Consider the following 24,945-nt stretch of genomic DNA (forward strand, 5'->3'; position numbering starts at 1 on the left):
GCCGATGGTACTGCAGGGGGGACCCTGTGGGAGAGTAGGACACCGCCGGACTTCCTTTAACAGAAAGGCCACCCAACGCAGGGTGGCCTTTCTGCGTTAACATGCTCAACGGAAGGAGTCCCGACATGGCCGAAGACGGCAAGCCCTCGCGCGACCGCAAGGATGACGACGCGAGGCGGCCCCGTCGCTATGTCGACGGCGACCGTTCCGAACGTTCTTTCCGTCAGGGCCCTGCGCGCGGTGACCGTCCGCAGGGCAGTGGCGGCGACCGCCCTTACCGCGATTCCTCGGATCGTCCGCGTCGTGATGGCGACCGACCGTTCCGTAGCGGCGACGATCGCCCGCGTCGCGATGGTGACCGCCCTTACCGCGGTACCTCGGATCGCACCGACCGCCCGCGCCGTGACGGCGACCGGCCCTACCGTGGCGGCGACGACCGACCGCGTCGCGAAGGTGACCGCCCTTACCGCGGTACCTCGGATCGCACCGACCATCCGCGCCGCGATGGCGACCGCCCCTACCGTGGCGGCGACGACCGCCCACGTCGCGATGGCGACCGCCCTTACCGGGGGTCCTCGGATCGCACCGACCGTCCGCGTCGCGATGGGGACCGCCCGCTCCGCACCGGCGATGACCGTCCGCGCCGCGATGGCGACCGGCCGTTCCGCAGTGGCGATGACCGTCCGCGCCGCGACGGCGACCGCCCCTACCGGGCGGCCTCGGATCGCACCGACCGACCGCGTCGTGACGGTGACCGACCGTTCCGCAGTGGCGACGACCGACCGCGTCGGGATGGCGACCGCCCGTACCGGGGGTCCTCGGATCGCACCGACCGCCCGCGCCGTGACGGCGACCGCCCCTACCGTGGCGGCGACGACCGACCGCGCCGCGATGGAGATCGGCCGTTCCGCAGTGGCGACGACCGTCCGCGCCGCGAAGGCGACCGGCCTCGTCGTGACACTTTCGCTGCTGACCGACCGCGCGACCCGGAGCTTCCGGACGACGTCACGGCGCGCGATCTTCATCCCTCTGCCCGGAACGAGCTGAAAACCCTCAGCAAGGAGAACGCTGAGCAGGTCGCGCGTCACCTCGCCATGGCAGCCCAGCTCATCGATGAGGACCCCGAACGCGCGCACCTGCATGCCCTTGCGGCGTCGCGCCGTGCCGGCCGGGTCGCGGTGGTGCGGGAGTCCGTGGCCATCACGGCGTACGCGATGGGCGATTTCGCCCTGGCCCTGCGGGAGCTGCGCACCTACCGTCGGATCTCCGGGAGCGACGACCAGATCGCACTGATCGTCGACAGCGAGCGCGGCATGGGGCGCCCCGACCGTGCGCTGGAAGAGGCGCGCTCGGTCGACCGGGCGGCGCTCCCGACCGCGACGCGCGTGGCGCTCGCCATTGCGATGTCGGGCGCTCGCCTGGATCGCGGCGAGACGGAGCTGGCACTCGGCGAGCTCGAGATCCCCGAGCTCAATCCCGACCTGGCCTTCGACTGGAGCCCTGCACTCTTCGCCGCACGTGCCGCGGTGCTCGAGGACCTCGGCCGCGTCGAGGAGGCGGCGTTCTGGCAGGAGCGCGCAGAGGTCGCGTCGGCGGCGCTCGGTCACGGCGACGACGAGGAACTGATCGTCGAGGACGCCTATGAGGATCTCGCTGAGGAGTCGGAGAGCATCGACGTCGCCCACGACGAGAACGAGGCCGGCGAAGACGACGAGGCCGCGGAGGCTGGCGAAGACGATGAGACCGTCGAGTCCGACGGCATCGACGTGGCCGGTGCTCAGTCCGAGAGCGCCGAACGCGAGTCCGCTGGGGACGTGCTCCCGCATGCCCAACCGGCAGAGGCAGCGCATCCGGAGGACGCGGAGAGGGCCGAGTGAGCCTGTTCTCCCGGGACAAGCGCACGCCGCTGACCGACGTCGACGTGGTGCTCGCCGACCTTGACGGCGTGGTCTACGCGGGCGCCGGCGCGATCCCGCACGCGATCGAGAGCCTGAAGAAGGTCGAGGAGTCGCGCCGCCTCGGCTACATCACCAACAACGCCTCGCGCACCGATGCGTCGGTCGCCGCTCACCTCTCCGAGCTCGGACTCACTGTCGCCCCGAACGAGGTCGTCACCAGCCCGCAGGCCGCGATGCGCCTCGTCAGCACCCTCATCCCGGCGGGATCGACGGTTCTCGTCGTCGGCGGGGAGGGCCTCGTCGACGAGGTGCACAAGGCCGGATTCCGCGTCACGCGCAGCGCGGACGACGCTCCCGCCGCCGTGGTTCAGGGGTTTGCTCCCGAGGTGGGATGGACGGACCTCGCCGAGGCGGCGTTCGCCTTGAAGCTGCCCGAGGACGAGGGCGGTATCCCGTGGATCGCGACGAACACGGACTGGACGATCCCGCAGTCGCGCGGTGTCGCCCCCGGGAACGGGACGCTGGTCTCGGCCGTGCACACGGCCATCGGCCGCCTCGCGACCGTCGCGGGCAAGCCGGAGACGCCGATCTTCGAGGAGGCCGTCGCGCGGTTCGGTGCGAAACACCCGCTGTTCATCGGCGACCGTCTCGACACGGACATCGCCGGAGCGTCCCGCGCGGGAATCGAGTCCGTGCTCGTGCTCACCGGCATCGATCGGCCCAAGCACCTTCTGGCCGCCGCCGAGGGCTCGCGTCCGACGTACATCCTCGGCGACCTGCGCGAACTGGACGAACCGTACCCCTCGACGCAGATCAAGGGCGACACGGTCACGGTGCGGGGCGCGTCCGTCCGAGTGGACGGTCCCGACATCACGATCCTCAGCGAGGGCGATCGGCCGATCGATCTCGTGCGCGCGGGCACGGCGGCGATCTGGCGCACCGGGCGGCAGATCTTCGGCTTCCGCGTGCCCGAGCGCCTGTACGCGGATCCGTTCCACCGCCCGTAATCCGTCGGAACGTCACCATCTCGCCGTAGGCTGAGGGGGTGAGCGAGAACACGGAACCGGATCCCTTGGACGGGCTCTGGAGTCGACTGCGCCTGATCGAAGGACAGCCGCTGGACTCTCGCGCCGCGGCCTACCAGACCCTGCACGACGACCTGGCGCGTCGGCTGGAGAGCGCGCCGCGGGCCGCCACGTCCACGCAGCCGGGTCCCGATCGCGGATGACGGCTCGTCTGGATGCCGCTCTGGCGGAACGCGGCCTCGCCCGGTCCCGTACGCACGCGGCGACGCTCATCGATGGCGGTCTGGTCACCGTCAACGGGAGGCCCGTGGTCAAGGCGTCCACGAAGGTCGAGGACGGCGACGCGATCGACGTCGCCGGCGCCGATCACTACGTCAGCCGCGGCGCGCACAAGCTCATCGCCGCGCTGGACGGCTTCGGCATCGATCCTGCGGGGCGGCTCGCGCTGGACATGGGCGCGTCCACGGGCGGCTTCACCCAGGTCCTGCGTGAGCGCGGTGCTCGTGCGGTGCTTGCGGTGGACGTGGGGCACGACCAGCTCGCGGCATCGATCCGCCTGGATCCCGGTGTCATCGCCGTGGAAGGGTTCAATGTCCGTCACATGGACGCCGCGGCTCTGGCGGCGGCGACGGGGGAGGGCGTCAAGCCGTCGCTCGTGGTCGGCGACCTGTCCTTCATCTCCTTGACGCTCGTGCTCCCCGCGATCGCGGTCACGGCCGACGCCGACGCCGACGTCGTGCTGCTGATCAAGCCGCAGTTCGAGGTGGGGCGCACCGCGGTGCGCGGCGGGCTCGTGACCAACCCCGCGATCCGCGCCGATGCCGTGGCCCGCGTGCTGTGGAGCGCGTGGGATCAGGGATTCGGTGTCCGTGGGCTGCTGCCCTCGCCGATCCTCGGCACGCACGGCAACGCCGAGTACCTGGTGCATCTGCGAGCGGGGGATCGTTCCCGCGGCGCCGAAGGCAATCCGACAGAATGGATGAGCACGATCGACGAGATGGCAGGAGCCCGATGAACGAGCGCAGGATCCTCGTCGTCGCACATGCGCGCCGGGACGAGACCGTGCAGGCCGCCCGACGGGTCGTCACCGCACTCCGCAGCGCGGGTGCGCGGCCGGTTCTCTCCGGTGACGACCGGGCCGAGCTGGCGGCGGAGGACGAGTTCTTCGCGGACGTCGACGTCCTGGGGACGGACATTCCCGTCGAGGACATCGAGCTGGCCATCGTACTGGGGGGCGACGGCACCATCCTTCGTGCGGCCGAACTCGTGCGCGACGGCACGGCACCCGTCCTCGGCATCAACATGGGGCACGTGGGCTTCCTCGCCGAGATCGAGCGCGACGACATGGACGCCGCGGTGGCGCGCGTCATCGACCGCGACTACTCAGTGGAGGAGCGCATGGCGCTCGCGGTGCGCGTGAAGGATGCCGACGGATCCGTGCTCTACAGCACCTGGGCGCTGAATGAGGCGACCGTGGAGAAGGCCAGTCGCGAGCGCATGATCGAGGTGGTCGTCGAGATCGACGGGCGCCCGCTGACCACCTTCGGCTGCGACGGGATGGTCGTGTCGACGCCGACCGGCGCGACGGCGTACAACTTCTCGGCGGGTGGCCCGGTGATCTGGCCGGGTGTCGAGGCCATCGCCGTGGTGCCGTTGTCGGCCCATGCCCTGTTCGCGCGACCGCTCGTGGTCGCACCGGGCGCACCCGTCGCGATCGAGCTGCTGGATCGCAACGACGGCACCGCGATCCTCTGGTGCGACGGGCGGCGTTCGCACGAGCTCCCACGCGGCGCGCGGGTCATCGTGCGCCGTTCCTCGCGCCCGGTGCGCCTTGCACGGCTGCACCCGAGCGTGTTCACCGACCGGCTCGTGCGCAAGTTCCAGCTGCCGGTCTCCGGCTGGCGGGGGGCGGACGCGTGATCGAGGAGATGCGCCTGCGCGATCTCGGTGTCATCGCCGAGGCGGTGCTGCAGATCGGGCCGGGATTCACCGCGATCACGGGCGAGACCGGCGCGGGCAAGACCATGGTCGTGACGGGCCTCGGACTCCTGCTGGGAGCCAGGGCCGATTCGGGCGCCGTGCGCGCGGGGGCGGCCCAGGCCTCGGTCGCCGGCGTGTGGATTGTACCGAGTGCCGGATCGGTCGCGGACACCGTCGCCGATGCCGGCGGCGAGCTCGAGCCCTACGATGACGAGCGCGGCGAGCTGTACGTCTCCCGCACGCTCACCGCGGAGGGACGCAGCCGGGCGAGCGTCGGCGGTCGCGCGGCCCCGGCCGGAGTGCTCGCGGATCTGGCCGACGACCTGGTCGTCGTGCACGGCCAGTCCGAACAGCTGCGGCTGCGGTCCGCCGCCGCGCAGCGGGACGCGCTGGATCGCTTCGGCGGATCCGCGATCGCGCTCGTCAAGGCTGAGTACGAGGCTGCCTGGGAGCGCTGGCGCGCCCTGTCCGCCGAGCTCGAGGAGATCAGCGGCAACCAGGAGCGTCGCCGGAGAGAGGCCGCCGATCTTCGCGAGGCTCTCGCGCTGATCGAGGCCACTGATCCGCAGCCGGGGGAGGACGACGCTCTCGCCGAGCGTGCGGAGCGCCTCGCGAACGCGGAGGAGCTGCGTCAGTCCGCCGCCATCGCTCGTGCGGCGCTGTCGGACGAGGACGGCGCCAGCGACGTGACGACCCTGGCGGCGGAGGCCCGACGCGCTCTGGAACGTGCGGGCGATCCCGAGCTGACCTCGATCGCGGAGAGCATCGCCGAGATCGGCTACCGCGCCACCGACATCGCGGCGCAGCTGAGCGGCTATCTCGCCGATCTCGACGAGTCAGGCCCTCATGAGCTGGCGGCGGTCGAGGAGCGCAGGGCCGCTCTCGCGGGTCTGGTCCGCGCCCACGGCACCCTCGACGCAGCGCTGGAGCTCTGGAACACCGGATCCGCACGACTCGCCGAGCTCGATGACGACTCCGACCACATCGAACGGCTCACCGTCGAGCGCGACACCGCTCGGGCGACGCTCGACGAGGCCGCCGCGGCCCTCACCGCGACGCGCACCGAGGCCGCCGGCCGGCTCGGCGCCGCCGTGACCGAGGAGCTGCACGCCCTCGCCATGCCGGATGCTCGTCTCGTGGTCGCGGTCACCGAGGGGCCCGAGAGCACTCACGGGCGCGACGACGTCGCCATCCTGCTCGCTCCTCACCCCGGCGCGTATCCGCGATCCGTCGCGAAGGGCGCGTCGGGAGGCGAGCTGTCGCGCGTCATGCTCGCGATCGAGGTCGTCATCGCCGGCACGGATCCGGTCCCGACCTTCGTGTTCGACGAGGTCGACGCCGGCATCGGCGGTGCGGCCGCGATCGAGGTGGGGCGCCGACTGGCCAGGCTCGCCCGCACCTCCCAGGTGATCGCCGTCACGCACCTCGCCCAGGTTGCGGCCTTCGCGAACAACCACCTGAGTGTGGTGAAGGCGAATGACGGTCAGGTGACGGCTTCCAGCGTCCGCCGCCTCGACGGAGAGGACCGCGAGGCCGAGATGGCGCGCCTGCTCTCCGGTCTCGCCGACTCGGGGGCTGCGCTCGAGCACGCCCGCGAGCTGCTCGCCCTGCGGGAGGACTGAGGCCTACGTCCGCGGATCCGGCGGCCCCGAGGCAGGTCAGTGCAGGTCGCGCACGGAGTCCCGGACGATCAGCGGCATGGGCAGCAGCTCATGGGCGAGGTCGCGCTCACCGAGCAGCATCTCGACGCCGACCCGTGCCATCTGCTCATACGGCAACCGCGCGGTGGTGAGGCCTGGGCGTACCAGTCCGGCGAGGTCCTCATCGTCGAACGACACCACGGAGATGTCGGCGGGGATGCTCAGACCGCGCTCGCTCAGGGCTTGATAGATGCCGAACGCGACCCCGTCGGTGGCGGCGATGATCGCGGTCAGGTCGGAGTGCATGTCCAGCATCCGCTGGGTCTGCCCGAAGCCGATGGCCGTCGTCCAGTCCTCGACGACGACGTCGACAGGGCCGGCGACGCCGCGTTCGGCGAAGGCGTCGCGTATGCCCGCGAGGCGCCGCGCGATCGTGACGGACCGACGCGGGTCGCCGGCGATGTGCGGCACGTCCCCGATGAATCCGACGCGTGAGTGACCGGCATCCAGCAGCACCGAGGCCACAGCGTGACCCGCGGCGTACTCGTCGGGCAGCACGCTGGGCAGATCGTCCGGCGTGCGTCCGTTGACGATCACGACCGGGATGCCGCGAGGAGCCGCCGGTACGTCGACCATCCGCGCGGCCATCAGGCCGACGATCACACCGTCGACGCGACGGTCTATGAGCTCATCGAAGGCGGCGGCTAGCTGCGAGGGGTCGTCACCGGTCTCGGTGATGAGGACGGTGTGGTCGAGCTCCTTGGCGGCACGGAGCGTCCCGCGCACCATCGCCGAGGCGAAGCGCGTGATCGTGACCTGGTCGGAGATGAATCCGATCGAACGGGTCTTCCCGGAGCGCAGGCTCTGCGCGGCGGGATTCGGCTTGTAGCCCAGTTGTGCCGCTGCGGTCCTGACCCGGTCGACGGCGTCGTCCGACAATCGGGACGGCCTGTCGTTGAGGATGAGGCTGACTGCGGTCTTGGACAGGCCGGACAACCGTGCGACGTCCGCAAGTGTGGGCCTCGGCGCTGTCGACATCGTCAGCCTCCTCTCCATCGCCTCCTCCTAACCTAGCGGATCCGTCACTTATGGTGAATTAATTTAGCAACATCGCTTGCGTGCCTTTGCTGGTAGGTGTTAGCGTCGGATAAATCGGTTCACCACACCCTGATCTGCACAAGAAGGTGCAAGCCGATTCACTCTCAGAGAGGAGAAGTTGATGGCACGCGAGTTCGGACCTGTGATGGGTCGACGTGATCTTCTGCGGCTCGGAGGCTATGGCCTGGCGAGTGCTGCGCTGCTGGGGATGGGGGCGAGCCTGACGGGCTGCGCACCGTCCGGCGGGGGATCCAAGACCGGCACGCTGACGATGCTGTACTTCGGCGACCAGAAGGCGGCGACCACGCTGCAGACCGCGCTGCAGCCCAAGATCAAGAAGATCGATAAGGACCTGAGCCTGAAGATCACCGCCATCAACGGCACCGACTGGAACGATTTCCTCGCGAAGGTGCTGACGCTCATCGCAGCCGGCCAGGCGCCGGACATCGTGAGCGTCGCGACCGAGGGCCTGCAACTGATGGCGGGCAAGAAGCTCATCGTCCCGCTCGACGACTACGTCAGCAAGGACATGTCGAGCCTGAAGTCGAGCTACTTCAACGACATCCACCCCGCGCTGATCGAGGCGATGATGGTCGACGGCCATCTCTACAACATGCCCGACAGCTTCAACGCGGGCAGCATGTTCTTCAACAACGACGTGCTGCAGCGTGCGGGCGCGTCGGCTCCCGCCACCGGGTGGAGCATCGATGACTTCCACACCACGGCGGAGAAGATCTCCAAGGTCGGCGGCGACATCCTCCCGTTCGACTGGGTGGTGCGGCTGTGGGGCAGCTGGACCTCCTTCCTCTACGCCAACGGCGGCAATCTCGTGGAGGAGGGCAAGTACCCGGGCGGCGACTGGCTGTGGAACAAGGCCTACGACGCGGGCGACAAGAGCATCGAAGGCCGCAAGGGCGGCTGGAAGTGGGGGGCGCCGACGGCGAACTCCGACGCGTCGATCGAGGCGCTGCAGTACGTCATCGACCTGCAGAAGGCCGGCTACTCCCCATCGCCCGATGTCGGCGGCGGCGCGACCCTGCAGGGGCTGTTCTCCTCCGGCCGGGTCGGGATGACCATCGGCGGCGGGTTCTGGGCAGGCGGCCTGCACAACGCGGGGATGAAGGACGGCAGCTTCGACGTGCAGGCGTTCCCCACGTGGAAGGGCAACAAGAGCCTGTTCGGCACAGGAGGCTACTCGATCTTCCAGTCGTCGCAGAAGAAGGATGCCGCGTGGGAGGTCATCAAGATGATGATCGAGCCGGAGAGCTTCGACATCATGTTCCCGGGCAACGTCACGACACCGGGACGCAAGTCGCTGATGACCGCTGAGCGCTACAAGACGACCGGGCCGAAGAACTGGTCCGTGTTCTACGACCAGCTCGACGGATCCGTGCCGATCTCGGCGCCGTCGTACTACAACGCCCTCGCGACATCGCTGAATCAGCGCACCACCGAGGCCATCTCGTCCGGAAACGCGAAGGCCGCTCTCGACGCCATGCAGAGCGATCTCGAGAAGGTGGCGAAGGGCAGCTGATGTCTACCACCGCTTCTCCTGCGCACGTCGCACCTCGTGCGACGCCCCGCGGTGCGAAGCCTCCCCGGCCCGTCCGTCGCCCCGGTGCGCGGCGGACGGCCCGGCGGGAGGCGACGTTCGGCTTCGCGATGATCGGGCTGGCGATGCTGTTCGTGACCGTGTTCACGTTCGCGCCGATCCTCGCGTCGCTCGGCCTGTCGTTCTTCGACTGGGACGTCATCTCCCCGCCGACCTGGGCAGGGCTCGGCAACTACGAGCGCTTCTTCTCGGACGGTCCGGTGCTGCAGTCGTTCGGCGTCACCATCTGCATGGCGATCGCGATCGTCGTGCTGCAGCTGTCGCTCGGGCTGTTCCTCGCGGTGCTGGTCAACCAGCGCACCTCCACCTTCGGGCGCACCTTCTTCCGCACGGCCTTCTATCTACCGCTGCTCGCCTCCACGGCGGCCGTGGCGATCTTCATGGGCTACCTGTTCGACAACAAGTTCGGCGCGATCAACTACTACCTGAACCTGCTCGGGCTCTCCAACGTCCCGTGGCTCACCAGCCCGTTCGGCGCGCAGGTGACGATCGTCCTGATCGTGGTCTGGCAGCAGGTGGGCTTCACCTTCGTGCTGTTCGTGTCCGCGTTGATGGCGGTCCCCACAGACGTGCTGGAAGCGTCCTCGATCGACGGAGCCGGCCCGCTGCGCACGCTGTTCCGGATCAAGATCCCGTTGATCAGCCCGACGATCCTGTTCGCGGCGGTGATCGCGTTGATCAACGCGATGCAGCTGTTCGACCAGCCCTACATCATGACCAAGGGCGGGCCGGGGACAGCGACCACGACCGCGACCATCTCGATGTACCAGACAGGGTTCCAGAACCTCCAGTTCGGCTACTCGTCGGCGATCGCCATCATCCTCCTGCTGCTGATCCTCGCGATCACCGGCATCCAGTTCCTCGCCTCCCGGAAGGTGGTGTTCTACCAATGAGCGCGACCACCACGCTCGTGACCGGTCGTCGGCCCATGCGGCGGGCGGTCGTCGGAAGACGGCGGGTCTTCCGCATCGGCAGGATCGCCGGTCTGATCACCCTCATCATCGCCGCCGTCTTCGCGCTGGGGCCGCTGCTGTGGGCGTTCTCCACTTCCCTGCGGACACCCGCCGATGCCTTCACCAACCCGCCGCAGTGGATCCCGTTCGCTCCTGATTTCGGCAACTACGCCGCCGTCTTCGAGCAGATCCCGATCGGGCAGTTCTTCCTGAACAGCACGATCGTCACGCTCGTCATCGTCGTCGGGCAGACCATCACCTGCACGCTTTCCGGGTACGCCTTCGCGATGATCTCGTTCCCCGGGAAGAACTGGATCTTCGGCGCCTTCCTGGCGACGATGATGGTTCCGCTGCAGACGATCATCATCCCCGTGTTCCTGATCATCAAGACGCTCGGGCTCACGGACAGCCTCGCATCGCTGATCATCCCGGCCCTCGGCAGCGCCTTCGGCACGTTCCTCATGAGGCAGTACTTCATGCAGATGCCGAAAGAGCTGGGCGAAGCCGCTCGCATCGACGGGGCGAGCCAGTGGGGCGTCTTCTTCCACGTGTACGCACGGATGGCGGCCCCTGCGATCTCGACCCTTGCGATCCTGAACTTCTCGGGATTCTGGGCTGAGTTCTATCGCCCGCTGATCTTCCTCCAGTCCCAGAGCAACTTCACTCTGCCGCTCGGACTGGTCGGGTTGCAGGGAAATCTCGGCACCGGTTCGATCTCGGTCGTCCTGGCCGGCGTGGTGCTCGCGATGATCCCGAGCGTGCTGCTGTTCATCTTCGCGCAGCGCTACTTCATCTCCGGCGTCACAGCGGGCTCGTCCCGCTAGCACGCGATCACGCGCGCCGTGCCGCAGGACCTGTTGCGGTCCTGTGGTGCGGGCGGCGCCGTCCCCTTCCGACCCCTGAACGGAGCTCGCCCCGATGACCGACACCGTGTTCTTCCGTCCCGACGGCGGCTGGGTCGGAGATGTCATCCCGTTCCAGCGCGATGGCGTCTTCCACCTCTGGTATCTCTTCGACGATCGGAAGGTGCCGAAGAGCGGGATGCCCTGGCATCTGGTGACCACCACCGACTTCGTGCACTTCGAGGATCACGGCGTCGCGGTCCCGAGTGGCGGACCGGACGCCGAGGACTTCAACGTCTACACCGGATCCGTCGTGATCGACAATGACGGCGTCGCGCATCTGTTCTCCACCGCCAACAATCCGGCGCGCCTCGGTGAGGACGGTCGCGCGCTGCAGCTCGTCGCACACGCGACCAGTGCGACCGGGCCAAGCGCATGGGTCAAGCACCCCGAGCTCACGTTCGGCGCCCCCGAGGGGTACGAGACGGGGGACTGGCGGGATCCGTTCGTGTTCCGCGATGGGGACTCCTGGCGGATGCTGGTCGCGGCACGGCACGCCGAGGGGCCGACGCGCCGGCGTGGCACCATCGCGCAGCTGACCTCCGTGGACCTCATGACGTGGACCCCGGCCGCGCCGTTCTGGGATCCGCGCCGCTACATCGCTCACGAGTGCCCCGACGTGTTCCGCTGGGGGGACTGGTGGTACCTGGTCTACTCGGAGTTCTCCGACGCGTTCTGCACCCGATACCGGATCTCCCGCTCCGTCGACGGACCCTGGCTCGTTCCCGACGACGACACGGTCGATGCGCGGCCCTTCTACGCGGCGAAGACCGTCGAACGCGACGGGCGGCGCTTCTTCGTCGGCTGGATCGCGAGCCGTGACGGAGCCACCGACGACGGCGCCTGGCAGTGGGCGGGAACGCTCTCGACCCTCGAGGCGACGCAGGGAACGGACGGCACCCTGTCCTTCCGGCTGCCGGACGAGTTCCTCGCGTCGTTCTCCGTGCCCGTGGCGCCCGGCACGATGCCGGTGCCGGTGCGTCTGGACGGCACGGACGGCTTCGCGCAGGCCATCGGCGACGCCGAGCTGCCCGACACCTACCTGCTCACGGCAGAACTGGACATCGCCGAGGGCACGGAGGAGGTGGGGCTCCTGGTGCGCTCGACCGCGGACGGCGACGAGGCCGGGGCGATCCGGCTGGAGCCGCGTCACGACCGGGTGGTGTTCGATCGCTGGCCGCGCACGATCACCGGCGGCGAGCAGTGGCAGATCTCCGGCGACGTGCCGTTCGTCTTCGAACGACGTTGCACCTTGCCGGCCGGGCGGCACCGGGTCGAGATCGTCGTGTCGGAGGACATCCTCGTCGCGGTCGTGGACCGTCGCGTCGCGCTGAGCACCCGCCTCTACCGGCGTGCGGGCGAACACGTCGGCTTCTTCGTCAACGGTGGCGTCGCCGAACTGCTGTCCCTCGAGATCCGCACCCGACCATGACGACCGCAGCCCTCCTGGAGGACCCGCCCATGACACGCCCGCTCATCCACTTCTCCTCAGCGCGCAACTGGCTGAACGACCCGAACGGGCTGATCTTCCACGACGGGCTCTACCACCTGTACTTCCAGTACAACCCGCACGGCGCCGACCACGGATTCATGAGCTGGGGTCATGCCTCCAGCACGGATCTGGTGGCGTGGCAGGAGCTCCCGATCGCGATCCGCTACACGGCGGAGCATGAGATCTTCTCGGGGTGTGCGGTCTTCGATGCAAGCAACACCAGCGGCTTGGCCGCCGACGGCGCGGCCCCGCTCGTGGCCGTGTTCACGCTCGCCGACCGGGCGGCCGGGCATCAGTCGCAGGGGATCGCATCCAGTGCGGACGGCGGCCTGACCTGGTCGATGTTCCCCGGGAACCCCGTGCTGGATCGCGGATCCGCCGATTTCCGCGACCCCAAGGTGTTCCGCTATTCGGGCGCCCGCGGGGAGTACTGGGTCATGGTGGCCGTCGAGGCCATGCAGCGGAAGGTCGTCCTCTACCGTTCCGACGACCTGCGCCGGTGGGAGTTCCTCTCCGAGTACGGCCCGCGCGGCACCGCGTTCGGGGTGTGGGAATGCCCGGATCTGTTCCCGCTGCCGGTGGACGGGGATCCCCGTGAGGTGCGCTGGGTGCTGATCGTGAGCATGAACCCCGGTGGACTGGCCGGCGGATCCGGCACGATGTACGTCGTCGGGTCGTTCGACGGCGTCCGCTTCGTGCCGGACCTCGTGATCCCGGAGGTCGAGGCCGGTGCGGAGTCGTCGGAGGCCGAGCTGGCCGCCCTGGACTGGCTCGACTACGGGCGGGACTGCTACGCCGGCGTGACGTTCGCCGGGCTTCCCGACGAAGACCGCATCCTGATGGCGTGGATGAGCAACTGGGACTATGCGGAGCAGATGCCGCCGTTCGGCATCGAGCCGCAGCGCGGCGCGATGACGCTCGGCCGCAGACTGTCGCTCGTCACGGCGGACGGCCGGATCCGCCTTCGTCAGGAGCCGATCGGGCCGGCGCTGAGGACGATCGCCGCCGTCGCCGAGGCGGAGGTGAGGCCCGGTGCGCCACTGACTCTCGATGCGCCGACCCCGTCGCGGATCCGGCTGCGTCTGCGGCTGGATCACGGCGCATCGGCCGAGTTGCGCTTCGGCGAGGAGGTCGCGCCGGCCGCGGTCCTTCACGTGCACGACGGCGAGCTCGCCCTGGATCGCCGGATCGGCGCCGCGGGGCTCCCGGACGCGTTCGGCAGCGTCGAGCGCATGCCCGTGCGCGGAGGCGGCCTGGATGCGGTGCTCTGGCTGGACAGCGGTTCGATCGAGCTGTTCGCCGACGACGGGACCGCCGTGCTCACCGATCGCGTGGCCGAGCGATCCTCCGACTGCGTCACTCTGCACGCGGTGGGCGGTAGTGTGCGGATCGACGAGTTGATCGTGGAAGCAGGAGAGGTGGACCCGGCATGACGCATCCGCGGATCGCGGTGATCGGCGAGGCCCTCGTGGACATCGTCGTGGGCGGAGCGGCGCACGCGGGCGGCTCGCCCATGAACGTCGCCGTCGGTCTCGCGCGGCTGGGTCGGCCGCCGGTGCTGCACGCCCGGATCGGCGACGACGCGTACGGCGACATGATCCGGGCGCACCTCGCGGCGGACCGCGTCGGTGTCGGTGCCGACACGCTCGAGGCCGGCGAATCATGGACGGCGACGGCGACACTCGCCGAGGACGGGAGCGCGGAGTACGAGTTCGCGCTGACCGGCGAGATCACGGTGCCCGAACTGGACGGACTCGCGCTCGTGCACACCGGATCGATCGGCGCGCTGCGGGAGCCAGGGTCGAGCGCCCTGCTCGCGGCCTACCGCGGCGCTCCCGACAGCACCCTGCGTTCGTTCGATCCGAACATCCGGGTGGACGTCATCGGCTCGGCCGACGCCGCGCGCCGGCGCGTCTTCGAGCTGGCCGCCGTCTCGCACGTCGTCAAGCTCAGTGACGAGGACGCGGCATGGCTGCGGCCGGACGCGGGTGTCGACGAGGTCCTGGAGGAGCTCGCCGCGGCCGGTGCTCGTTTCGTCGCGGTCACTCGCGGGGCGCAGGGGGTCGTCGCGCTCGTCGACGGGGTGCACTACGTGCGTCCCGCCCTGCCGGTGTCGGTGGTCGACACGATCGGCGCCGGCGACGCGTTCATGTCCGGACTGCTGTTCGGGCTGCTCCGCGACGGCACGGACCGCCTGCTCGTCACCGGCGCACCGATCCCGGCTGAGAACGCCGTCGCGGCGCTCGACACCGCGCTCGCCTCCGGGGCGATCACCGTGTCCCGCGCGGGGGCCAACCCGCCGCATCGGGCCGAGCTGGAAGCGCGCCTCGCGGCGACGCGCGACGTGTCGGACGGTGACGACCGCTAATCCTGCTGATAAGATAAAAGCCCGTGATGCAGAACTCAGCCGCGCGGACAGACAACGACACCACCAAGCACATCTTCGTGACGGGCGGTGTCGTTTCCTCTTTGGGCAAGGGCCTGACGGCGGCCAGCCTCGGCAACCTGCTCACCGCCCGCGGACTGCGCGTCGTGATGCAGAAGCTGGATCCCTATCTGAACGTGGATCCGGGCACGATGAACCCCTTCCAGCACGGCGAGGTGTTCGTGACGGACGACGGCGCCGAGACCGACCTCGACATCGGGCACTACGAGCGCTTCCTCGACATCGAGCTGAGCCAGGCCGCGAACGTGACGACCGGTCAGATCTACTCGCAGGTGATCGCCAAGGAGCGACGCGGCGAGTACCTCGGCGACACGGTGCAGGTCATCCCGCACATCACCGACGAGATCAAGCGCCGTATGCGCCTGCAGGCCGACGAGACGCCCCGACCCGACGTGATCATCACCGAGATCGGCGGCACGGTCGGCGACATCGAGTCGCAGCCGTTCATCGAGTCGGCACGGCAGATCCGCCACGAGCTGGGCCGTAAGAACGTGTTCTTCGTGCACGTGTCGCTGGTGCCGTTCATGGGCGCGTCCGGCGAGCAGAAGACCAAGCCGACCCAGCACTCCGTCGCGACGCTGCGCTCGATCGGCATCCAGCCTGACGCGCTCGTGCTGCGCAGCGACCGGCCCGTCACCGAGTCCAACAAGCGCAAGATCGCTCTCATGTGCGACGTCGACGAGGACGCGGTCGTGAACGCGATCGACGTGCCCAGCATCTACGACATCCCGACCATGCTCAACGACCAGGGACTCGACACCTACATCGTCGAGGCGCTCGGCCTCGACAAGGCCGCCGACGTGGATTGGTCCCGCTGGCAGAAGGTCCTGCAGGCCGTGCACAACCCGAAGCACGAGGTCACGATCGGCCTCGTCGGCAAGTACATCGACCTTCCGGACGCCTACCTCTCGGTCACCGAGGCGCTCAAGGCCGGCGGCTTCGCGCACGAGGTCGCCGTGAAGATCCGCTGGATCCCGTCCGACTCCTGCGAGACCCCCGAGGGAGCGGCCAAGGCGCTGAGCGACGTCGACGGCATCTGCGTGCCCGGCGGCTTCGGCATCCGCGGCATCGAGGGCAAGCTCGGGGCTCTCCGCTTCGCCCGCGAGCAGGGCATCCCCACTCTGGGTCTGTGCCTGGGCCTGCAGTGCATGGTGATCGAGTACGCGCGCCATGTCGCAGGCATCGACGGGGCGTCCTCGAGCGAGTTCGACCCGGACACGGCTGAGCCGGTCATCGCGACCATGGCCGAGCAGGTCGAGATCCTCGACGGCGGCGACCTGGGCGGCACCATGCGCCTGGGCCTGTACAAGGCGACGCTCGGCGAGGGTTCGCTCGCCGCCGAGCTCTACGGCGCGGCCGAGGCGTCGGAGCGCCACCGTCACCGCTACGAGGTGAACAACGCCTACCGCGATCGTCTTGCGGGGGCCGGGCTGTCGTTCTCGGGTCTCAACCCGGAGCTCGACCTCGTCGAGTACGTCGAGCTGCCGCGCGACGTCCACCCGTTCTACATCGCTACGCAGGCGCACCCCGAGCTGCGCTCGCGTCCCACCGACCCGCACCCGCTGTTCCGCGGGCTCGTCGGCGCTGCGATCGAGCGGCACCGCTCCAGCGAGCTGTTCGACGACGAGGACTGACGTGACCGGGACCTCCACCGCGCCGCACGACGAGTCGTTCACTCCGGAGGTGCTCTCGAGCTCCGAGGTGTATCGCGGCGCGGTGTGGGGAGTCCGTGAGGATCGCGTCCGCTACGGTGATGGCGAGATCGTGCGGCAGTACATCGACCACTCCGGCGCGGCGGCGGTCGTCGCGGTCGACGAGGGCGGACGAGTGCTGCTCCTCCAGCAGTACCGGCACCCGATCCGGCAGCGCGACTGGGAGCTGCCCGCCGGGCTGCTCGACGTCGTGGGCGAGGATCCGATGGACGCCGCACGGCGCGAGCTCGCGGAGGAGGCGGATCTCGTCGCGACCGGCTGGGAGCCGCTCGTCTCCACGTACACGACACCGGGCAGCAACTCCGAGATCGTCCACATCTACCTCGCCACGGGCCTGAGCCCGGCGGGGGAGACCTTCGCGCGCACCGACGAGGAGGCCGACATCCGGCTCGCGTGGGTGCCGCTGCGCGAGGCCGCGGACGGAGTGCTGGCCGGGCGGCTGCGCAACGGGATCCTCGCGGTGGGCATCCTGGCCGCCGAACGGCGCCTGTCGTCGTCGGAGCGGCAGAACCCCGGAGCCTGAGGTGCAGCTCGACCGGGCGCTCGACGCGTATCTCCGGCACGTGACGATCGAACGAGGGCTCGCAGGCCACACGCTCGCCGCGTACCGGCGCGATCTGGGCGGGTACGTGACGTGGCTGGGCGCGCAGGGCATCGCCGACACCGGGGCGATCACCGCGGAGACCGTCGCGGCTTTCGCTGCGGAGCGCGCCGGCTCCGAACCGCCCCCGGCCGCATCGAGCCTCGCCCGGCTGCAGTCCTCGGTGCGCGGCTGGCATCGCTTCCTCGCCCGGGAGGGCATCGCCGACGCGGATCCGAGCGCCAGGCTCCGCCCGCCGAAGCAGCCTCGGCGGCTGCCGAAGGCGCTCACGATCGATCAGGTCGAGCGCCTGCTGGCCGCCCCGTCGGCGGAGGATCCGATCGGGATCCGCGATCGCGCCCTCCTCGAACTGCTCTACGCCACGGGTGCACGCGTCTCCGAAGCGGTCTCACTCGACGTCGACGACCTCGCGCACGGCGAGGTGCTGCGGTTGCGCGGAAAAGGATCCAAGGAGCGGATCGTCCCGGTGGGCTCGTACGCGCGCGCGGCGGTCGACGCCTACCTCACGAGGGTGCGTCCCGCACTGGCCGCGAGGGGACGCGCATCGTCGAAGCTGTTCCTCGGTGCCCGAGGCGCGCCCCTCAGTCGTCAGAGCGCCTGGCTGATCATCCGCGCGGCCGCCGAGGGGGCTCAGATCACGGCGGAGGTCTCTCCGCACACGCTCCGGCACTCCTTCGCGACCCATCTGCTGCAGGGCGGTGCCGACGTCCGCGTCGTGCAGGAGCTGCTGGGGCACGCTTCGGTCGCGACGACGCAGATCTACACGCACGTCTCGGTGGACACGCTGCGCGACGTCTACGCGACTGCGCATCCGCGGGCACGCTAATGGTTTGAAGTCAGACCATTGACAGTTGGTCTTTCGCATTGCGAGAATCGCTGCACACGCTCCCTCCACTGAAAGCAGGCAGCACTCCATGAGCGAATCGACAAAGGCGCCGGACTCGCACCCGATCGACGACGACGCCGCAGCCCTGGCCGCCCTGGGCTACAAGCAGGAACTGCACCGGGGGATGTCGGGGTTCAGCAACTTCGCCGTCTCCTTCTCGATCATCTCCATCCTTGCGGGATGCATCACCTCGTACGCCATCGCCCTGAACTCGGGCGGCCCCTCGGCGATCACGATCGGCTGGCCGCTCGTCGGCGTCTTCGTGCTCATGGTCGCCCTCGCCATGGCGGAGGTGTGCTCGAAGTACCCGACCGCCGGCGGGCTGTACTTCTGGGCCGGCCGCCTCGCCAAGCGCAACAAGCGGCAGTGGGCATGGGGCGTCGGCTGGTTCAACTTCCTCGGCGAGGTCGCGGTCACCGCGGCCATCGACTTCGGCGCCGCGACGACGATGATGGCGTTCGCGAACCTCGTCTGGGGGATCGAGCCGACGAAGGCCAGCACCTTCGGCCTGTTCGTCGTCCTCATCGTCATCCACGGTCTCCTGAACACCTTCGGCGTCAACATCGTGAGCCTGCTCTCGAACGTGTCCGCCTGGTGGCACATCGTCGGCGTGCTCGTGATCGTCGGCGCGCTGTGGATCATGCCCACCCAGCACCAGGACGTCGGCTGGACGTTCACGCACTGGTACAACGGCACCGGCTGGTCGTTCGGCCCGTACGTGTTCCTCATGGGCCTGCTCATGGCGCAGTACACCTACACCGGGTACGACGCCTCCGCCCACGTCGCCGAGGAGACCAAGAACGCCGCCGTCGCCGCTCCCAAGGGCATCGTGATGAGCGTCGTGATCTCGATCATCGGCGGCTGGATCCTGCTCTTCTCGATCACCGCGGCGATCCAGGACGGCAGCGACAAGGGAATCGCAGGCCTGCTCGGATCCGAGACCGGTCTGCCCCCGGCCCAGATCTTCCTCGACGCGCTGAACAACCCGACGATGGCGAAGTTCCTGCTCTTCATCGTCTGCGGCGCGCAGTTCTTCTGCGGCATGGCCTCGGTCACGGCGAACTCCCGGATGAGCTACGCGTTCTCCCGGGACAACGCGATTCCCGGGGCGCGGCTGTGGGCGAAGGTCAACAAGCGCACGGGCACGCCGACCAACTCGATCTGGCTGTGCGTCGTGCTCTCGATCATCCTGACCACGCCCGCGCTGTTCAACACCACCGCCTATCTCGCCGTCACCTCGGTCGCGGTCATCGGGCTCTACATCGCCTACGTCACGCCGGTGTTCCTGCGTCGGCTGGACAAGGGCTTCACGCCCGGGCCGTGGCATCTCGGCAAGTGGAGCACGATCGTGGGATGGATCGCCGTGGTCTGGGTGATCTTCATCATCATCCTGTTCGTGCTCCCGCCCGTGAACCCGATCACGATCGACACGTTCAACTACGCGCCGATCGCCGTCGCCGTGGTCGCGATCCTCGCGATCGTGCTGTGGTATGCCTACGGCAAGAGGGACTTCATGGCATCCACGGCCGAGGCCGAGCATCTGACGATGGCGCCGGACAAGCTCTTGGAGGAATGATCCGAGCATGACGGACGCGATGGACTCTCCTCTGGTGGACGCTGCGCTGCACCCGGTCCGGGGGCATATGGCCTTCGAGAGCTGCGTGGAGCAGCTGGGCTCGGCCATCAGGCTCGGGATCTTCCGGGTGGGGACGAAGCTCCCCGGCGAGCGCGAGCTCGCCGAGAGGCTCAGCGTCTCCCGCGCCACCCTGAGGGAGGCCATCAGCGCTCTCCGCGCCGCCGGGCTCGTCACGACGACCCGGGGGCGCGGAGGGGGCACCGTCGTCCTGCCGGCCGCGGAGCAGTGGCCGGCCGACCAGACCCCGCCGCGCCGGGCCGAGATCGACGACGTGATCGTCTTCCGCTCGGTCATCGAGCCGGGAGCCGCCTACCGGGCGGCGCTGACCCCCCTGGACGAGGGACAGCGCACGCTCCTCACCGACAGCCTCGCCGACCTCGCCGCGGCCGAGACGCCGGCCGACTACCGGCAGGCCGACGCCCGGCTGCACCTCGCGATCGCCACCGTCTGCGGATCCGACGAACTGTCCCGCTCCTGCAGCGCCGTGCAGGTGCGGATCCACCAGCTCCTCGCCGAGATCCCCTTCCTCAAGACCAACATCGACCATTCCGAGACCGAGCACCGTGCGATCGTCGCGGCGATCCTGGACGGCTCCGCCGATCAGGCCCGCGACATCATGACGGCGCACTGCGACGCCACTGCCGCGCTCCTCAAGGGCCTTCTGAAGTAAAGGACACCGTTGCACATGAACTCCTCCGATCTCCTCGTCCCCGCCCGCAACGACCGGATGCTCACGGTCGAGCAGCTGCGCGCGCGGATCCTCGACGGCTCGCTCGACACCGTGATCCTCGCGTTCACCGATATGCAGGGGCGGCTGCAGGGCAAGCTCCTGCACGCGCGCTTCTTCCTCGACTCGGTCCTCGGCCACGGGACCGAGGGGTGCAACTACCTGCTCGCCGTGGATGTCGAGATGAACACGGTCGACGGCTACGCGCACGCCTCCTGGGCCGACGGCTACGGCGACATGGAGTTCGTGCTGGACCTGGCGACCATCCGGCTCCTGCCGCACCGCCCCGGCACGGTCATGATCCAGTGCGACCTCGCGGGGGCGAACGGCGACGCGGTGCGGGTCTCGCCGCGCGAGATCCTGCGGGCGCAGACGGAGCGCGCCGCCTCCCACGGGTGGAAGGCGCTCGCCGGCACCGAGCTCGAGTTCGTGATCTTCAACACGCCGTACGACCGCGCGTGGGACTCCGGCTATCGCGACCTGGAGCCCGCCAACCGCTACAACATCGACTACTCGATCCTCGGATCCACGCTCGTCGAGCCGCTGCTGCGCGAGATCCGCAACACGATGTACGCCTCGGGGCTGAACGTGGAGTCGGCGAAGGGGGAGTGCAACTTCGGTCAGCACGAGATCGCGTTCCTCTACGACGAGGTCATCACCACGGCGGACAACCACGCGTACTACAAGACGGCCTCGAAGGACATCGCCCGTCAGCACGGCCAGTCGATCACGTTCATGGCCAAGCCGAATCAGCGCGAGGGCAACTCCTGCCACGTGCACATGTCGCTGCGCGGCAAGGACGATGACGGCCTCGTGTTCTGGGATGCGGAGCGCGGAGCCCGCTCCGCGCTCTATGACCACTTCATCGCCGGCGTGCTCGCGACCATGCGCGACTTCACGCTCTTCTACGCGCCGAACATCAACTCGTACAAGCGCTTCGTGAAGGGATCGTTCGCGCCGACCGCGGTGGCCTGGGGCATCGACAACCGCACGAGCTCGGTGCGTCTGGTGGGGCGCGGCGCGGGGGCTCGCATGGAGAACCGCCTGCCCGGCGGCGACATGAACCCGTATCTGGGACTCGCCGCAATGCTCGCCGGAGGCCTTTACGGCATCGAGCACGAGCTGCCGCTGGAGCCGGAGACGAAGGGCAACGCCTACGAGTCCGGCGCCCCGACGGTGCCGTCCACGATGCGCGAGGCGCGCGAGGCCCTCGCGCAGTCCGCGATCGCGAACGAGGTCTTCGGCGAGGACGTCGTGCGCCACTACGTGAACTACGCGGACGTCGAGATCGCGGCTTTCGACGCGGCCGTGACCGACTGGGAGCTGCGCCGCGGCTTCGAGCGGCTGTGAACGGGTTCATCGGAGACTTCGAAAGGCTGAGCGCATGAGGATCCCTTCTTCTCGATTCGGCGCGGGCGGCGCCTTCACCGTCCTGAATCCCGCGACCGGGCAGCCGGTGGGCGAGGTCGGGCTCGCGGATCTCGGCGAGACGGACGCAGCGATCGAGCGCGCCCACCGGGCCTACCCCGCGTGGCGGGCGATCGCCCCCGGCGATCGCGCCCGGCTGCTGCGCGCGTTCGCGAGCGTCGTCGAGGCGCACATCGACGAGCTCGCCGCCCTCGAGGTCGCGAACGCCGGCCACACGATCGGCAACGCGCGCTGGGAAGCGGGCAACGTGCGTGACGTGCTGAACTACTACAGCGCGAGTCCCGAGCGCCACTTCGGCAAGCAGATCCCGGTCGTCGGCGGCATCGACGTCACGTTCCACGAGCCGCTGGGCGTCGTCGGCATCATCGTGCCGTGGAACTTCCCGATGCCGATCGCCGGCTGGGGGTTCGCCCCGGCGCTCGCCGCGGGCAACACGGTGGTGCTCAAGCCTGCTGAGCTCACTCCGCTCACCGCGATGCGCCTGGGCGAGCTGGCCCTCGAAGCCGGACTTCCGGAGGGCGTGTTCACGGTCATCACCGGCAAGGGCAGCGTGGTCGGCGATCGCTTCGTCACGAACCCGCTCGTGCGCAAGGTGTGCTTCACCGGGTCGACCGAGGTCGGCAAGGGGATCATGCGCGGGTGCGCGGACCAGGTCAAGCGCCTCACCCTCGAACTCGGCGGTAAGAACGCGAACATCGTGTTCGACGACGCAGATCTCGAGACCGCCGCCGCTGCAGCCCCCGGCGGAGGTCTGGACAACGCCGGCCAGGACTGCTGCGCCCGCTCGCGGATCCTCGTGCAGGAGAACGTCTACGAACGCTTCCTCGACCTGCTGCAGCCCGCGGTCGAGGCGTTCCGGGTCAAGGATCCGTCCGCGGAGGACGCGGAGATGGGCCCGATGGTCTCCGCGGCACAGCGCGATGCGGTCGCGGCGCACCTGGACGGCGCGGACATCGCGTTCCGCGGGCAGAGTGCGGCGGGCGCGGACTGGGACGGCGGGTTCTGGCTCGCTCCCGCCGTGGTGCTCCCGCGCAGCGTGAGCGACCCGGTGTGGTCGCAGGAGCTGTTCGGGCCGGTGCTCGCCGTGATGCCGTTCCGTGACGAGGCCGACGCGATCGCCAAGGCCAACGACACGGAGTACGGCCTGAGCGGATCCATCTTCAGCCGGGACATCGGCCGGGCCCTGCGCGTCGCCCGCGGCGTCGAGAGCGGCAACCTCTCGATCAACTCGCACTCGTCGGTGCGGTACTGGACCCCCTTCGGAGGATTCAAGCAGTCCGGGCTGGGGCGCGAGCTCGGACCGGACGCGCCGGACTCCTTCTCCGAGGTGAAGAACGTGTTCATCTCGACGACGTACTGAACTCCTCCCCACACAGCGAAAGGCAACACAGGAATGGGAAAGCTCGAAGGCAAGGTCGGCGTCATCACCGGCGGCTGCAGCGGCATCGGTCTGGCGACGGCGAAGAAGTTCGTCGCGGAGGGTGCGAAGGTCGTGATCGGCGACCTCGACGAGGCGAACGGCCCCCGCATCGCGGAGGAGCTCGGCGGTGTGTTCGTGAAGGTGAACGTCACGGACCAGGCCGAGGTGGAGAACCTGTTCGCCGTCGCGCACGACACCTACGGTCGCATCGACATCGCCTTCAACAACGCCGGGATCTCGCCGGCGTCCGACGACTCGATCCTGAAGACCGGGATCGACGCGTGGAACCTGGTGCAGGACGTCAACCTCACCAGCGTCTACTACTGCTGCAAGGCCGTGCTGCCCTACATGCTGGAGCAGGGCAGCGGATCCATCATCAACACCGCGTCGTTCGTCGCGATCATGGGCGCCGCCACTTCGCAGATCTCGTACACGGCGTCGAAGGGCGGCGTGCTGGCGATGACCCGCGAGCTCGGCGTGCAGTTCGCCCGCAAGGGCATCCGCGTCAACGCGCTCTGCCCCGGCCCGGTGAACACGCCGCTGCTGCAGGAGCTCTTCGCGAAGGACCCCGAGCGTGCCGCGCGCCGGCTCGTGCACGTGCCGATGGGGCGTTTCGCCGAGCCCGAGGAGATCGCGAATGCGGTGGCGTTCCTCGGCAGCGATGAGTCGAGCTTCATCACGGCGATGGACTTCCTCGTGGACGGCGGGCTCTCGAACGCGTACGTGACCCCGCTGGATTCCGACTTCGAGTGAGTTGGACCGTGTCTGAGCCGCGCCCCATCATCGGGCTCACGACCTACCGCCAGGCCGCCGACTGGGGCACCTGGCGGCAGGTCGAGGCCGACCTCCTGCCGAGCGACTACGCGCGTTCGATCGAGCGCGCCGGCGGCGTGCCGCTGCTGCTGCCCCCGGTCGCGGCAGCGGGCGCGGCTGCCGACGCGCTCGCGCGCCTGGACGGACTCCTTATCGCGGGCGGGGCGGATGTGAACCCCGCGCGATACGGGCAGGAGCCCGACCCGAGCGTGGTGCGCTGGTACGACGATCGCGACGCGTGGGAGTTCGCACTGCTCGCGGAGGCCGAGCGGATCCGCCTGCCTCTGCTCGGGATCTGCCGCGGCATGCAGATCATGGCCGTCGCGGCCGGCGGATCGCTCGTCCAGCATCTGCCGGACGTGGTCGGCCACGGCGAGCACGGGGGAGGGCCGACGTCGTACGGCTCGGCCTCGGTGCGGGTGGATGCCGAGGGTCGGGTGGCCGGACTGGTGGCCACGGAGATCACGGTTCCCGTGCATCATCACCAGGCCGTCGCGCAGCATCCCGGCTATCGCCCGGTCGCGCACGACGCGGACGGCGTGCTGCAGGCCATGGAGGGCGAGGGCGATCGGTTCGCGGTCGGGGTGCAGTGGCACCCCGAGACGGATGCGGATCCCGGGCTCTTCGACGGACTGATCGCCGCGGCGAGGGAACGCATGCGCGTCGGCTGATCCGC

At 69.3% G+C, this 24,945-nt stretch carries 23 protein-coding genes; 21 read left to right on the top strand and 2 right to left on the bottom strand.

Annotation, left to right across the window (positions count from 1 at the left end):
* Nucleotides 1-56 precede the first annotated feature (56 nt).
* Entirely contained in the window at nucleotides 57-1,088 is a 1,032-nt protein-coding gene (locus ACFWCK_RS06120; RefSeq protein ID WP_378805045.1) for a hypothetical protein, read from the bottom strand.
* Between the two features lie 6 nt (nucleotides 1,089-1,094).
* On the opposite strand from ACFWCK_RS06120, the gene ACFWCK_RS06125 reads away from it, so the two are divergent.
* From ACFWCK_RS06125 to recN, 6 genes are read left to right on the top strand one after another with little or no spacing between them, the layout of a single operon-like run.
* Complete coding sequence (locus ACFWCK_RS06125) at nucleotides 1,095-1,877, top strand: hypothetical protein (RefSeq protein ID WP_378805046.1); 783 nt, start codon at nucleotides 1,095-1,097, stop codon at nucleotides 1,875-1,877.
* Nucleotides 1,874-2,905: an HAD-IIA family hydrolase gene (locus ACFWCK_RS06130; RefSeq protein ID WP_378805047.1), complete on the top strand. Its 1,032-nt coding sequence runs from the start codon at nucleotides 1,874-1,876 to the stop codon at nucleotides 2,903-2,905. Before ACFWCK_RS06125 ends, ACFWCK_RS06130 begins: the two co-directional genes overlap by 4 nt.
* Before the next feature lie 38 nt (nucleotides 2,906-2,943).
* Nucleotides 2,944-3,126: a hypothetical protein gene (locus ACFWCK_RS06135; RefSeq protein WP_378805048.1), complete on the top strand. Its 183-nt coding sequence runs from the start codon at nucleotides 2,944-2,946 to the stop codon at nucleotides 3,124-3,126.
* Nucleotides 3,123-3,938: a TlyA family RNA methyltransferase gene (locus ACFWCK_RS06140; protein WP_378805049.1), complete on the top strand. Its 816-nt coding sequence runs from the start codon at nucleotides 3,123-3,125 to the stop codon at nucleotides 3,936-3,938. The genes ACFWCK_RS06135 and ACFWCK_RS06140 overlap by 4 nt, the downstream gene beginning before the upstream one ends.
* Nucleotides 3,935-4,843, top strand: coding sequence for an NAD kinase (locus ACFWCK_RS06145; protein WP_378805050.1), 909 nt, complete (start codon nucleotides 3,935-3,937; stop codon nucleotides 4,841-4,843). The genes ACFWCK_RS06140 and ACFWCK_RS06145 overlap by 4 nt, the downstream gene beginning before the upstream one ends.
* The gene (gene recN / locus ACFWCK_RS06150) at nucleotides 4,840-6,525 is read left to right on the top strand and encodes a DNA repair protein RecN (protein ID WP_378805051.1); all 1,686 of its coding nucleotides are present in this window, start codon (nucleotides 4,840-4,842) and stop codon (nucleotides 6,523-6,525) included. The genes ACFWCK_RS06145 and recN overlap by 4 nt, the downstream gene beginning before the upstream one ends.
* 36 nt (nucleotides 6,526-6,561) lie before the next feature.
* On the opposite strand, the gene ACFWCK_RS06155 is transcribed toward recN, so the two are convergent.
* Complete coding sequence (locus ACFWCK_RS06155) at nucleotides 6,562-7,581, bottom strand: LacI family DNA-binding transcriptional regulator (protein ID WP_233309068.1); 1,020 nt, start codon at nucleotides 7,579-7,581, stop codon at nucleotides 6,562-6,564.
* Between the two features lie 181 nt (nucleotides 7,582-7,762).
* Here ACFWCK_RS06155 and ACFWCK_RS06160 point away from each other — a divergent pair, with 181 nt between their 5' ends.
* The 15 genes from ACFWCK_RS06160 (at nucleotide 7,763) to ACFWCK_RS06230 (ending at nucleotide 24,940) form a co-directional block, all read left to right on the top strand.
* Nucleotides 7,763-9,175 carry an ABC transporter substrate-binding protein gene (locus ACFWCK_RS06160; RefSeq protein ID WP_378805053.1) on the top strand — a complete coding sequence of 471 codons (1,413 nt, stop codon included), beginning with the start codon at nucleotides 7,763-7,765 and terminating at the stop codon, nucleotides 9,173-9,175.
* Nucleotides 9,175-10,146 (top strand): carbohydrate ABC transporter permease, encoded by a 972-nt coding sequence (locus ACFWCK_RS06165; protein WP_378805054.1) that lies wholly within the window; start codon nucleotides 9,175-9,177, stop codon nucleotides 10,144-10,146. Before ACFWCK_RS06160 ends, ACFWCK_RS06165 begins: the two co-directional genes overlap by 1 nt.
* Entirely contained in the window at nucleotides 10,143-11,030 is an 888-nt protein-coding gene (locus ACFWCK_RS06170; RefSeq protein WP_378805055.1) for a carbohydrate ABC transporter permease, read from the top strand. Before ACFWCK_RS06165 ends, ACFWCK_RS06170 begins: the two co-directional genes overlap by 4 nt.
* Before the next feature lie 94 nt (nucleotides 11,031-11,124).
* Nucleotides 11,125-12,540, top strand: a complete 1,416-nt coding sequence (locus ACFWCK_RS06175; RefSeq protein ID WP_378805056.1) for a glycoside hydrolase — start codon at nucleotides 11,125-11,127, stop codon at nucleotides 12,538-12,540.
* 29 nt (nucleotides 12,541-12,569) lie between these two features.
* Nucleotides 12,570-14,033: a glycoside hydrolase family 32 protein gene (locus ACFWCK_RS06180; protein ID WP_378805057.1), complete on the top strand. Its 1,464-nt coding sequence runs from the start codon at nucleotides 12,570-12,572 to the stop codon at nucleotides 14,031-14,033.
* On the top strand, nucleotides 14,030-14,968 hold the full coding sequence (locus ACFWCK_RS06185) for a carbohydrate kinase (RefSeq protein ID WP_378805058.1): 939 nt from the start codon (nucleotides 14,030-14,032) through the stop codon (nucleotides 14,966-14,968). The genes ACFWCK_RS06180 and ACFWCK_RS06185 overlap by 4 nt, the downstream gene beginning before the upstream one ends.
* A gap of 26 nt (nucleotides 14,969-14,994) precedes the next feature.
* Nucleotides 14,995-16,680, top strand: a complete 1,686-nt coding sequence (locus ACFWCK_RS06190; RefSeq protein WP_378805060.1) for a CTP synthase — start codon at nucleotides 14,995-14,997, stop codon at nucleotides 16,678-16,680.
* Nucleotide 16,681: 1 nt separating this feature from the next.
* Complete coding sequence (locus ACFWCK_RS06195; RefSeq protein ID WP_233309075.1) at nucleotides 16,682-17,281, top strand: NUDIX hydrolase; 600 nt, start codon at nucleotides 16,682-16,684, stop codon at nucleotides 17,279-17,281.
* Nucleotide 17,282: 1 nt separating this feature from the next.
* The gene (gene xerD / locus ACFWCK_RS06200; RefSeq protein ID WP_233309076.1) at nucleotides 17,283-18,185 is read left to right on the top strand and encodes a site-specific tyrosine recombinase XerD; all 903 of its coding nucleotides are present in this window, start codon (nucleotides 17,283-17,285) and stop codon (nucleotides 18,183-18,185) included.
* An 88-nt stretch (nucleotides 18,186-18,273) separates the two neighbouring features.
* Nucleotides 18,274-19,821 carry an amino acid permease gene (locus ACFWCK_RS06205; RefSeq protein WP_233309077.1) on the top strand — a complete coding sequence of 516 codons (1,548 nt, stop codon included), beginning with the start codon at nucleotides 18,274-18,276 and terminating at the stop codon, nucleotides 19,819-19,821.
* Between the two features lie 7 nt (nucleotides 19,822-19,828).
* Complete coding sequence (locus tag ACFWCK_RS06210) at nucleotides 19,829-20,551, top strand: FadR/GntR family transcriptional regulator (RefSeq protein ID WP_378805061.1); 723 nt, start codon at nucleotides 19,829-19,831, stop codon at nucleotides 20,549-20,551.
* Nucleotides 20,552-20,566: 15 nt separating this feature from the next.
* A complete protein-coding gene (locus ACFWCK_RS06215) occupies nucleotides 20,567-21,958 on the top strand; it encodes a glutamine synthetase family protein (protein WP_378805062.1) in 1,392 nt (463 codons plus the stop codon).
* 34 nt (nucleotides 21,959-21,992) lie between these two features.
* Entirely contained in the window at nucleotides 21,993-23,396 is a 1,404-nt protein-coding gene (locus tag ACFWCK_RS06220; protein WP_378805063.1) for an aldehyde dehydrogenase family protein, read from the top strand.
* 33 nt (nucleotides 23,397-23,429) lie between these two features.
* Nucleotides 23,430-24,209, top strand: coding sequence for a 3-oxoacyl-ACP reductase (locus ACFWCK_RS06225; RefSeq protein ID WP_233309081.1), 780 nt, complete (start codon nucleotides 23,430-23,432; stop codon nucleotides 24,207-24,209).
* Nucleotides 24,210-24,217: 8 nt separating this feature from the next.
* Entirely contained in the window at nucleotides 24,218-24,940 is a 723-nt protein-coding gene (locus ACFWCK_RS06230; protein WP_378805064.1) for a gamma-glutamyl-gamma-aminobutyrate hydrolase family protein, read from the top strand.
* Nucleotides 24,941-24,945 lie beyond the last annotated feature (5 nt).

The organism is Microbacterium sp. NPDC060117 (assembly GCF_042729315.1).
Taxonomy (GTDB): Bacteria; Actinomycetota; Actinomycetes; order Actinomycetales; family Microbacteriaceae; genus Microbacterium.